Genomic DNA, 11,824 nt, shown 5'->3' with positions numbered 1-11,824 from the left:
AGCGGTGCCTGGTACACAGGAGAAACATGTCAACACGAGCACTTTCGAGCCGGAGGCTCTTCGCACTCGTCGCTGCCGCCACACTCTGCGGAGCCACGCTCATCACATCCGTTGGTCAGTCGTCCGCCGATGCGGCAGGCACCGCGCTCGCCGCTCCACCGCTCGCAACCGTGGTGACGACGGGGGCCAACCTTGACAACTACGGCAACACGGTTGCCGCCGTCCTTCCAGAGGCCGAGAACACAACGCTTGTGCCAACGACGCGCAGAACCGTGTCAAAGGCGCAGCTCTGGTGCTGGCCAGACACCACGATGGACGAAGATGACGACCGGCGAGGCACTGCGGCCAACCAGTCGGTACTGACGCCACGAAACAATACCTCCATCGGGGGCAGCGTTGGCAGCAACCCAAATGTCACCGCGTGGATCATCGACGGTGACAGCATCCAGTACTCCGGCGAAACGGCAACGTGTAATAAATCATCAGAGATCTATGGCGACCTAGACGGTCCGTTTGATATCACAGCCACGGGATCCCCATCGAAGTTTCTCGAGCAGTACACAACCGCGCCGGTTGGCGACTCGATTGCGAGCGGCGGATCCTTCTGGAAGTCCTACGATGTTGCCAACCCGGTTGTGAGCGCCGACGGCAAGTATGTGTTTAACGGATCGGTGACACTCGGACCGTACTTCTTGGCCGACGCGGTTCCAACACGCATCTGGTTTGGAAGCATCCCCGGCTTTAGCGATATGAAGTACCCAAACCCCGGCATTCGAGCCGACTCGTCTGACAGCGCGTATCTCTCGGTTGCCCAGCCCGGCATGTCAGTAGCAAAGCAAGCCTGTATCTATTCGGGTCACGCCGATGCCGACACCCTGTGCGACGTTGAGAACCACGACGCATGGTCAAATGATGTTGTTGTTCCGGAGGGGGCGACCGTGTACTGGCGAGTGTCAGTGATCAACACCGGGAACCTCCCGCTCGTTGATATCGCGGTTGCTGCCGGTGCCGATTGCACCAACCTGACGTTTGGGGCCAGCCTTGCCGTTGGCGCCGTTGAGTCCCTCCGCTGCGAAACCGCAGGCGTTTCGCACCTGCCAACCGGCGAAGACAGCCCCGTCACCGTGCAGGCCAACGTTCAAGACCAGACTCGACCTGGCGTATTTGGTCAGGGGCAGTCGGTCGGTGAACGGTATCGGGCCGCCTATGAGGCGCTCGGGCAGGACGCGCTCCTTGTCTCAACCGATTCGGCAAACGTGCGAACGGGCGCCGCAGACATCCAACTGGTTGTTGAGGTCTGCGTACCCGGCACCGCCTGCGACGAGGCTGATGATTCGCAGTGGGTCAAACACAGCATCATTCCTGTTGGGTCAGATGTCGCCTGGCGCTTGAGCGTCACCAATAGTGGAACACTCAACCTCGCCGATGTTGCCATCGGCTCGGACGCCCTGAGTGGTGGCACCGAAGACGCGGCATTTGCCGCGTGTTTGGTTGCTATTGGCGATGGGACACTTGCCGTCGACGAAACGAAACGTGCCACCTGCACGACTCCAACCGTCACGGCGACTCAGCTCAAGACAATCAACACCGCACAGGCCACAGCAACCCCGGTCGACGAACTCGGGGTGCAACTTCCTGCGTTCGAACGCAATAGCGTGAAGTCGAACACCGATGCGGCAAGCGTCATCCCCGTGCCCGCAAAGATCTCGGTCACGCAGCAGGTCTGCACGCAGAGCGACCTGACGCTCTGCGATCCTGCCGATGACGGGTTGTGGGTGGACTCGCAAGAGCTCCCGTCCGGTTCGTCTGCGATGTGGCGCATGACGGTCACAAACGAGGGTGGAGTCGGACTTTCGGATGTCACCGTCACAGTCCAGCTCACGGGCTCATTGACTGGCGAGGCCGTGTCGTGTCGCGTCATCCTGCCCGGAACGCTCGCGGTCGGTGAGACCTCTGCCCCGCTCACGTGTAGCACCGAAGACATCCCAGATGGCGAGCTTGTGGCTGCCGTCAGCGCCGTAGGCACGCCAGTTGCCGGGACTGAGGCCGCGGTCGAATCGCCCGTTGTCGAGGCCTCGGTCACGCTGAAAAAGGACGCGGTTGAGCCTCCTGAAGACGGGGGAAACACCGGTGGAAACGGTGGCGGCAACACCGGGAACAACGGCGGAACTGGTGGCGGCAACGGCGGCAACACCGGGAATGGCTCGGGTAGCGGCTCCGGTGGCGGAGGAACGAACGGTTCCGGCAGTACTGGCAAGACCCCACAGGGCTCGGCGCAAAACGGCCTTGGCGCAGACGCTCAGGCTCAAGCGCAGAAGCTTGCGCACACAGGCGCGGAGACCTTCGGGCTTGTGCTCGGCTCCGGCGCAGCGCTCCTCCTTGGCCTGGTGCTCGTGGCGTTGCGCGTGCTGCCGCGTCGGCGTGTGAGCTAGCCTGATCTATCCATTCGCGGGACTCGCGCGGCCTTCGCCCTTGAGCCCGTAAATCAGCCCAACGAGTGCGGCCGCATCGTCACGATCCTCCAGAGGATGACGGTGTGGCCGTACTCGTTTGGCCGTGGACAGCAACGCTGTCTTCAACGAATTGATTTGGCCAATGATTGGCAGAAATCGTCACAAAACAGTGGGTGGGATAGCATTGAGTGTGACCCTAGACAACCTATTGGGCGTACCGCCCACGCATCTGCCCGCCGAAACCGACGTTCTGTCGGCCATCGCAAACGGTACCCCCGTTGCAGACATTGCTCGAACCTATCCGGCTTCGTCGCTTGCGTGGGCACTCCTCGCAAACGAGGCGAACGACGCTGGCGATGTGCTGCCAGCGTATGCCTACGCACGGGTTGGCTACCACCGCGGTCTCGACGCGTTGCGTCGTGCCGGTTGGAAAGGCCAAGGCCCGGTGCCGTGGTCACACGAACCCAACCGTGGAGTGCTTCGGTCGCTCTACGCGCTCCGCCGAGCAGCAGAACAGATTGGTGAAACCGCCGAAGTTGAGCGGCTCACCGACTTTTTGCACGGAGCAGACCCAGACGCGATTTCGCGCATAGATAAGGGAGAGTAAATGCCTGCCGTACTTATTGTTGGCGCCCAGTGGGGCGACGAAGGTAAGGGCCGCGCAACGGACCTGCTCGGAAGCCGCGTTGACTACGTGGTCAAGTTCAACGGCGGAAACAACGCCGGACACACGGTGGTTGTTGGCGACGAAAAGTACGCCCTCCACCTGCTGCCTTCCGGCATCCTGACTCCCGGGGTTGTCCCGGTTATCGCCAACGGTGTTGTTGTTGACATCGAGGTGCTGTTTGAAGAGCTCGACGCGCTTATCGCTCGAGGCGTTGACGTCTCTCGTCTGCGCGTGAGCGCAAACGCCCACGTCATCACGCACTACCACCGCACGCTCGACAAGGTCACGGAGCGCTTCCTCGGAAAGCGCCAGATCGGCACGACCGGCCGCGGAATCGGCCCGGCCTACGCCGATAAGATCAACCGCGTTGGCGTGCGCATCCAAGACATCTTTGACGAGAACATCCTTCGCCAGAAGGTCGAGGGGGCCCTCGAGCAGAAGAACCAGCTGCTGGTCAAGGTATACAACCGTCGAGCCATTGAGGTCGACGAGATTGTGGATGAGCTGCTGTCGTTTGCCGACCGCCTCCGCCCGATGGTGAGCGACACCGCCCTCGACATCAACCAGGCTTTGGATGCCGGCAAGACCGTGCTCTTCGAAGCCGGCCAGGCAACCATGCTCGATATCGACCACGGTACCTACCCGTTCGTGACGTCATCCAACGCCACATCGGGTGGAGCCGCAACCGGATCGGGCATCGCCCCAGCACGCATCAACCGCGTCATCGCCGTCATTAAGGCGTACACCACTCGCGTTGGGGCAGGCCCGTTCCCAACCGAGCTGTTTGACGACTTCGGTGATTTCCTCCGTAACAATGGCTTCGAGTTTGGCACGACCACGGGGCGCCCGCGCCGCTGTGGCTGGTACGACGCGCCTATGGCTCGTTACAGCGCCCGCATCAACGGCGTGACTGACTTTGTGCTCACGAAGCTCGACGTGCTGTCGGGCCTCGAGACCATCCCGGTGTGTGTTGCCTACGACGTTGACGGCGTTCGCCACGATGAGATGCCAGTGAATCAGACCGATTTCCACCACGCGGTTCCGATCTACGAAGAGTTCCCTGGCTGGACCGAAGACATCACCGGTGCCCGCAAGATCGAAGATTTGCCAGTGAACGCGCAGAACTACATCAAGGCGCTCGAAGAGATGAGCGGCGCACGCATGTCAGCAATCGGGGTTGGCCCCGAGCGCGAGCAGGTTGTTGTGCTGCACGACCTACTCGACTAATTCGCGTTGGCCGGTACATGCCGGCCTCGCCGAAGATCTGCCCCCGCACGACCCCAGAAGGAGAGCCCATGACTGAGAGCGCACCCGAGCAGTTGATCGCGTTGCGAAACAGCATCGATAACATCGACGCTGCCCTCATTCACATGCTCGCCGAACGGTTCCGCTGCACCCAGCAGGTCGGGCGGCTCAAGGCAGAGCACCAGCTCCCGGCATCCGACCCCGCCCGCGAAGAGCGCCAGATCAAGCGGCTGCGCCAGCTTGCGGAGGAGTCAAACCTTGACCCGGCCTTTGCCGAAAAATGGTTCAACTTTGTGGTCGCCGAGGTTATTCATCACCACGAACAGATCGCGAAGGACGCGCAGTAGCGACGACCCAGAATACTCAGCGATAGTAAACCGCCTCAGTCTTGAGAGACTGAGGCGGTTTCTTGTCTCAGATGCTTGGGCTTCCGACAGCCTCTCCGCCAGCTGTTGACCGTCGCCTTCGTAAAAGCACGAGCATGACGGTCGCTGCGATTCCAAGTGTTGCTACCCAGATAGACACGCGTTGTGTCGTGACGAGTGGGGATTCATGCTGCTCAAGGTCGAGCGCAGTCGTCTGAACCTCGGCCCGTTGAGTCTGGTCAAAGAGCGGGTTGACCGGTCCGCGGGCGCTGCCGTCGTTCACAAAGGTGAGCGCTTCATACGGTTGGATGAGCCCCCAGCCTTCGCTATCGGTGCGGTTATCTGTATGAGCACGCGATGCGGTGGCCATGAGACGGTGTGCCCAACCGGCGGGGCCTTCTTCTGGAAAACGTTGAGCAATGAGGGCGGCGGCAGCGCTCGCGTAGCCGGTTGCAAAGCTTGATGACGCGGCTTCCGTCGCAAAGATGCAGTCACCGACGGAGAAATTTGTGGTGAGAATGTTCTGACCGGGCGCGGCGACATCCACTTGTTCGCCCGTGATGGAAGCCTCGGTTGTTGCTCCCGTGGCGTCGACCGCCGTGACGCCGAGTGCTTCAGGGTATGCGGCAGGGTATCGTGGGCCGTCGGCAGTTTCGGTTGTGGTGTTTCGATTTCCCGCGCTGGCCACAACGAGGCTGCCCCGCCCGAACGCGTAGCTCACCGCCTCGCGAAGTTCGGCGGAGTCAACGCTGTCGCTCATGGAAACGTTGATGATCGTTGCGCCGTGGTCAGAGGCGTAACGGATGCCTTGGGCAATGCGCCCGGTATCAGGTCCAAAGCCGGCCTTTTTGCTTTCATCATCGTCGCTGCGGAAGACCCTGACTGGCAGGATGAGTGTTTCTGGTGCGAGGCCGACGACTCCTGAAGTCGGGACCTGTCGTGCAGCGATGACGCCGGCGATGGCCGTGCCGTGTCCCGAAATATCGCTGCGGCCGGTCGGGTCTTCTCCATCGTTGATGAGGCTGACGCCGGGGAGAACTACTGCATCGCCGAGGTGTGCGTTCTGTGACGAGACCCCAGAATCCACAACGGCGACCGTGATTCCGCTGCCGGATGCTACACGTCCTGCAAGATCGCTTTGTAGCGTGACGAGTGCCGGCGGAGTTTCGTTCACAAACTGAACGACGGTTTGTGAGCAGGCGTCCTCCTGCGCGTGGGCGGCTTGAGGCGGAGAGAACGCAAACGGGCTAGCGGCCGAGAGCGCGCTCACTGCGCAACAGAGCAGTCCGACGATCGCAATGTGCCGTGTACCGTTCCTCACCTGGCTATCGACTTTCTGCGAGCAGCGTTTCGGGAGGTGAGCCTGCGGCTTCCTCGGTGAGCCGTGGGCCCTGGGGGAAGAGTGACAGCCACGTCTGGGGCACGTCCACCCGGTCTGTCATCGTGTAGCCGAGCCGTGCCAGGATCTCATCGTCTGCGCCGGGAACGGGAAACGCGCTCCCCGAGCTGCCAATAATGAACGTATTGCCCTTATTCGTGGCACCTTCGTTGATCGCGCGCACAAGGGCTCCGCCTGCAGGTGAAACGGTGACACCGGCAACCTGTTCGGTGAATTCAGTGGCGTCTAGCGGGGTAGCAAGTGAAACACGGGGTGCTGCGCCATCGGATGTCTCAAGAACAGCACACGCCCCGGTGGTTGCGATATCGAGGGCTGGTGAGGTAGACGATGGCCAGTCTTCCGGTGCAGCGGGGTAGTCGGCATTGCCGATGCGGTTGAGCTGGGCCGCGGAAACATCAACTTGCTCACCCAGATCGGCACCAGTGCCAAGCAGGTACAGCTCGTAGGCGAGCGGCGTGAGCGGTGCAAGTTTGCCAGCGGCATCCAAAACATAGCGCTGATTGTCTTGCTGGCCCTCGGTGCGAACGACTGATCCAACGCGAAGGCCCGTCATGGATGACCCGCTCACCTGGGGCAGGTCGCCGCCGGCCTCCGGTATGTAGAGCGGCACGAGGTCGCTGCCAGGGGTAAAGAGGTTCAGCCAGGTCGCAGTGACCTCGACGGGGCTTGTGGTTGTGAGCCCGAGGGCTCGAAGTACCGCAGAGACGGTCGCTCCGCTTACGAGGTATCGATGCCCATCTGCGATCACGTACTGCAGTTGATCGTGTGAGACGAGCGCAAAATCTTGAGTTGGTTTGGCCCCATATCCACCCGCAAGAAGTGCCGTCTTTTCATGCTGCGTATCATCGAGGCAGCTTGCCCATCCTGATGAGATCAGTCGGTCTGGAACAGGTAATGAATCGGGGGCACCAAAAATGCCGATGGTTTCGCCACGCTCGACCTCGGCAATTTTTGCCTGATCCACGGTGAGCACTTTGAACGATTCTGACGGGATAACCAGCTGAGCGCTGGTCGTGTTGATTACGGGATACAGCACGCTGTTGATAGCGACATACCGGGCACCGGAGTCCTTGGCAATCAGTAGCGTATTGGCGTCCCACCCTTTGGGGAGGCCCGGTTTGATGAGGCCGAAGACGAGGCTGCCAATGATGATGAGGACCGAGAGCGAGGTGCCAGCGACGACTGCCCTGAGCGGTTTGCTTGGTTCGAGCTCTTTGCCCCCGGGCGCACCGGAAACGAATGCGGTGAGGAGGCGGCGTCTGCTGTATTGCTGTGCCTGGATAAGTTCTTTTTTGGTCGCCATCGGGGTTACGCGATTCCTGCAACCGTGACGCCAAGCGGAAGGAGCAGGGCGAGCGCGATGAGATCAACGGCATCAGCAATGCGACCAACGGCCATGCGTGGTTTGGTCGGCAGTAACGTGAGCGATACGATGACTGCCGCAACAAGGCCGAAAGCCAGCACCAGGCTCTCGCGCCAGTCGGGGTGGAGCACAACAGCCGAAACTCCCGTGACAACGAGGCCGATGACGCTTGTGCTCATGATGGTGAGTACGTCGGCTTTTGCGTACACTTCACGTGCTTTGAGCATCATGCCAACAAAACAGAGGGCGCACAGAATGGCGCCGATCACTCCGGAGCCAACAACGATGGGGGCGGCGATGACGGTTACAACGCCAAGCGCGGCCCGGGTAGCCAGCAAAACACGCTGGCCTCGTTCGAACTGAGCGGTAATGTTTGCCGGGTCGATCGGTTGTGGGTCCGCAAAAATCTCTTGGTCATTCTGCGGCGTGATGATCTGTAGTTTTGAGGTCGACATTGCGAGCCATGGCAACCCATTGCCGAGCGTTGCGGCGAGGGCGAGCGTGAGGGCAAAGACGCCGCTTGGCGCAAAATCAAAAAGCGCCGTGACACTGGCTGCCACCGCAATGACAAGGCCGCTGATTCCTGGCACGAGGGCGACTTCTTTGTTTGTTGGGATGACCAATACCCCGATGAAGCTGGTGAGCGCCGCACCCCCGCCGAGGGCGGCGAGCGGCCAGCCAAAGAGATTCTCGCCGGCGACCGCGGTATAGCCAGCGACCGCCCCAAACACAGACGCAATCAGGATCAGCACGAGGCCGGCGACTTCTTGCTTCACGCGCCCAAGAACGCTGCCAACCGTAATCAAGAGGAGGGCGGCGCATCCTGCAATCAAACTCGTGAGCTGTGACGATTGGGGTGCGCCGAGGAGCAACGCCGCTCCGACGACGAGAAGCGCAGCGCTTGTCGCAAGCGCGGTATACGAACTGTTCTGCGCCGTCCACGGCTTGTGCTGGCGTTCAACGGTGTCGGCAACTGCCTCGACGATGTCGTCATAGACCTTTGGCTCTGCCTGAGTTGCGCCGCAGTTGAGTGTATAGAGTTCGCCGTTGCCAGCGCCCTGCGAGGCAAGGCCAGCTGCGGGGTCGAGCGTTGTCCCCGCCGCGTTCACGAGTGAGTAGCCGCCGTAGACCAGGAGCGGATCAAGTACGCCAAGGCTTCTCGCGAATTCGGGAAGCAGCTCGGCAAGTGGCGTTTGCGAGGGAACTCCGACGTCGAGACGACGTTCGTTGCAGGTCACGGTGATACGGATGAGCGTGTTAACTGCCGCGCCTGACGCAGGTTGGGGGGTCATTGGCTGTCCTCAGTCCGAAGCGAATTCGGGTAAAGAAATCGGGGGAAGTGGCCTTTCAGCCGTGCCACGGCTCCAACTGTAGCGGATGCCTAATGGTCCCACCTACGCACGATCGGCAATCAAACGCGGTATCGAGACCGTTTCGCAGTCAAACGCACGCACACATTTGTAAGGGTCGAGTGTCTGCGAGCGTTTTCCATCCACGGTAAAAATAAGTTATCCACAACTCTCATATTGATAACTTTTTGCGTAGCGTTGGTATTGGCGATTGTGTTGATCAAAGTCGATGTACTAGTCTCAAAACGTTCTGGATTATTTATTGTTCAGTATTGCTTTGGGGGGATGCGACCAAATTTACGCATCCCTTTTTTTGTGCCCAAAATCTGGGTCGAACTAGTGGAGGTGTAATCATGGCTGGTGTCATTTCAGCTGAAGAAGATGCGCTCAATAAGGGTGCACGTGCGGTTGCTGAGGCCCACGGGTCTATCAAGCAGCAGGTCTCGAAGGTTCGCTCAGAGGTTGAGCAGCTTGGCGGGGCATGGCAGGGTGCAGCGGCCGTTTCGTTCCGCAACCTGATGTCCGAATGGAACGGCAAAGCCGAGCGCCTCAGCCAGGTGCTTGACCAGTTGCAGCAGAACCTCGTCACAACTGACAAGGTGCAGCAGGAGCTTGAGCAGGAGCACAACGACTCCATCCGCAACCTCGGTTCGCTGATGAGCGGCATCTAAGCCTTTCGTTTTCAACGTTTTTCATTATTCAAAAGGATTGAGACCCATGCAGTCAATGTCAGTAACACCAGAGATGGTGAACTCGCTCTCTGAGCAGATCCGTACCGACTCGAACAACATCCGTCAGACGCTCGACACCCTCGAGGCAAACGTCAAGACGCTCAAGAACTCGTGGCAGGGTGAGGCCCTTGAGTCTTACAACCAGGCCGAGCGCGAGTGGAAGCAGCTTGTCGAGCAGATGAACGCCACGCTCGTGCGCATCTCCTCGGCAACCGGCGAGATGGCTAACGCGTACGTCAGCAAAGACAAAGCAAACGCTTCGCTGTTTCAGTAAATCGCGTTATCGGGTGTCCGTCTGTCGCTGAGTCGCGCCGCGCGGACACCCCAACCAAACTTTTCCCCCGTCAGTTTTGCTTCCTCGTTGTCGAGGCAGCGTCACCGAGAGTTGGAGCACCGTCGTGGCCTCAAAAAAAATCAGCGTCAGCGCCGAAACCGTTGCGCAATCGATTTCAAAACTGAACAACGCCTCGCAAGACATTTCAGGCGTTGACCTTCCCAAAAATGGGGCTCAGCCTGACATCAAGGGTGTTGACGTCTGGCCTACCCAGAGCTTTCACACTACCTTTGCCCAAACACTTCAGTACCTTGGTGCGGTTGCTGATGGCTTTTCGGCAAAAATGGGCGAGACCGCGGAGAACATTAGAACCGTTGTCACAAGCATCGGCGAGGTGAACGACCAAATCTCTACGAGTCTCAACACGATGACGGCAGAGGCTGCAAGCATCAATGTGGATGCCATTGCTTTGAACGGGTCTACGAGCGTTGGCAGCGAACATGCCGGTGGTTCTTCATCGTGGAGCGCCGGCAGCTCGAATGCGCAGGGCTCGTTCTGATGAAGCACACTCCGGAGAAACGGCATGCCATCGTTCGTCTTGGGCTGGGTGTCGGCATTGCCGCGCTGCTCTTATCTGCGACGCCGGCAAGCGCGGTTGGAGAGCCAGGGCTCTGGTACTTTGACCGGTACGGGGTGACGGAGGCCCACGCGGAAGGGTACACCGGGCAAGGCGTCAAGATCGCTGTTATTGACGGCCAGATCAACCCAGACCTGCCTGAGTTGGCAGGTGCCAACCTCACGGTGAAAGAACCGTCGTATTGCGAGACATCACTTACTGATAGCACCCGCTTGCCCGCCGCTTCCTCCAATCCAGGTGCGCTGCACGGTACCGCGATGGTCTCGCTAGTTGCGTCTAATGGCGTTGGAGTTGGCGGGCAACAAGCGCCAAAGGGCGTCGCGCCAGGGGCAGAAGTTACTCTCTACACCGTTATGATTCGCTACGACGGATCCAAAGACGTGGATTGCTTCCGAGATGGGGAGATCTCACAGGGAAACACAGCCATGCTCGGCGAAGCGATTACCGACGCGATTAATGACGGCGCGGATATCATTTCCTTATCTATGACCAGCGCTGGTCTGGGAGATGCTAAGGACGCCTATATTAGGGGCCTGAGACAGGGAGTCATTTTCTTGGCGGGAGTGAGTAATAACAAAGCTCCGACCCTTGCAGGCTCTCTGGCCGCCCTCAACGGGCTTGTAACCATTCAGGGGATGGATGAGAACGCCCTGATTCAAGAGATTGCTGATATACCAGACAAACGTACGGACCTGGTGGGGCCTGGCAGCGGAATCGCAACTATTGAAGAAAACTTCTCGTCATATTCTGTGAGCAGTGGTTCCTCGAATGCGACTGCAATTACGTCGGCAATGCTTGCCATCGTCAAGTCAAAGTATCCGAGTGCAACCTCTAACCAGCTGATTCAGTCCCTCATTCATAACACGGGCCCTGACGATCACGACCTGGTCTTCGACGAGACTGGGTACTGGGGATACGGCCCTGTTTCTTTGCAACACATGCTGCGAGAAGACCCCGCGCAGTATCCAGACGAGAATCCGTTGATCAACAAGGATTCCAAATACGATGTCGTGTTTCCCACCTATGAAGAAATCTACGGAGACGACACCGTCGCGACTTCGCCCCCAACCCCCGAGAAAAAGCCAAGAGAAACATCCAAGGGCTCTGTAGAAATTGGTGTCGTGCCTTCAGGCAACTCGGGGTTGCCTGTCATCGCAATCGTCGGGTCAGGGACTGTTGTGGTGTTGGTTCTTGCTGCGCTTGGAACGTGGCTCGTGCTGAGTAGAAGAAGGAAGCGCGTACTCGCTGGATCTAACTATGGCGATAACGGCCAACTGCCCACGGCGTATCCTCAATATCCTCAATCTGCGCCCCCTGCAAATCCATACGAAAGGTAACTGC

Annotated in this window: 11 protein-coding genes; 8 read left to right on the top strand and 3 right to left on the bottom strand. The window is 59.4% G+C overall.

Going from position 1 to position 11,824, the window contains the following annotated elements; genetic code table 11:
- Positions 1–26 precede the first annotated feature (26 nt).
- From FHX76_RS09275 to FHX76_RS09260, 4 genes are all read left to right on the top strand, one after another.
- Positions 27–2,432 carry a DUF7617 domain-containing protein gene (locus FHX76_RS09275; RefSeq protein ID WP_167150064.1) on the top strand — a complete coding sequence of 802 codons (2,406 nt, stop codon included), beginning with the start codon at positions 27–29 and terminating at the stop codon, positions 2,430–2,432.
- Positions 2,433–2,643: 211 nt separating this feature from the next.
- A complete protein-coding gene (locus FHX76_RS09270; protein ID WP_167150062.1) occupies positions 2,644–3,060 on the top strand; it encodes a DUF3151 family protein in 417 nt (138 codons plus the stop codon).
- Positions 3,061–4,347, top strand: a complete 1,287-nt coding sequence (locus FHX76_RS09265; RefSeq protein WP_167150060.1) for an adenylosuccinate synthase — start codon at positions 3,061–3,063, stop codon at positions 4,345–4,347.
- A 68-nt stretch (positions 4,348–4,415) separates the two neighbouring features.
- Entirely contained in the window at positions 4,416–4,712 is a 297-nt protein-coding gene (locus FHX76_RS09260; RefSeq protein WP_167150058.1) for a chorismate mutase, read from the top strand.
- A gap of 67 nt (positions 4,713–4,779) precedes the next feature.
- Here FHX76_RS09260 and FHX76_RS09255 read toward each other — a convergent pair whose 3' ends face one another.
- From FHX76_RS09255 to eccD, 3 genes are all read right to left on the bottom strand, one after another.
- Positions 4,780–5,904: a S8 family serine peptidase gene (locus FHX76_RS09255; protein ID WP_167150056.1), complete on the bottom strand. Its 1,125-nt coding sequence runs from the start codon at positions 5,902–5,904 to the stop codon at positions 4,780–4,782.
- Positions 5,905–6,055: 151 nt separating this feature from the next.
- Entirely contained in the window at positions 6,056–7,432 is a 1,377-nt protein-coding gene (eccB, locus tag FHX76_RS09250; protein WP_167150054.1) for a type VII secretion protein EccB, read from the bottom strand.
- Positions 7,433–7,437: 5 nt separating this feature from the next.
- Entirely contained in the window at positions 7,438–8,784 is a 1,347-nt protein-coding gene (eccD, locus tag FHX76_RS09245) for a type VII secretion integral membrane protein EccD (RefSeq protein ID WP_167150052.1), read from the bottom strand.
- 410 nt (positions 8,785–9,194) lie between these two features.
- On the opposite strand from eccD, the gene FHX76_RS09240 reads away from it, so the two are divergent.
- From FHX76_RS09240 to FHX76_RS09225, 4 genes are all read left to right on the top strand, one after another.
- Entirely contained in the window at positions 9,195–9,512 is a 318-nt protein-coding gene (locus FHX76_RS09240) for a WXG100 family type VII secretion target (protein ID WP_167150050.1), read from the top strand.
- Positions 9,513–9,558: 46 nt separating this feature from the next.
- Positions 9,559–9,846 (top strand): WXG100 family type VII secretion target, encoded by a 288-nt coding sequence (locus tag FHX76_RS09235; RefSeq protein ID WP_167150048.1) that lies wholly within the window; start codon positions 9,559–9,561, stop codon positions 9,844–9,846.
- A gap of 124 nt (positions 9,847–9,970) precedes the next feature.
- Positions 9,971–10,405: a hypothetical protein gene (locus tag FHX76_RS09230; RefSeq protein ID WP_167150046.1), complete on the top strand. Its 435-nt coding sequence runs from the start codon at positions 9,971–9,973 to the stop codon at positions 10,403–10,405.
- A complete protein-coding gene (locus tag FHX76_RS09225) occupies positions 10,405–11,820 on the top strand; it encodes a S8/S53 family peptidase (protein WP_167150043.1) in 1,416 nt (471 codons plus the stop codon). The genes FHX76_RS09230 and FHX76_RS09225 overlap by 1 nt, the downstream gene beginning before the upstream one ends.
- Positions 11,821–11,824 lie beyond the last annotated feature (4 nt).

The organism is Lysinibacter cavernae, assembly GCF_011758565.1.
GTDB lineage: Bacteria > Actinomycetota > Actinomycetes > Actinomycetales > Microbacteriaceae > Lysinibacter > Lysinibacter cavernae.
Note: the sequence above shows the minus strand (reverse complement) of the source record. Positions and strands in the feature narration are given on the sequence as shown.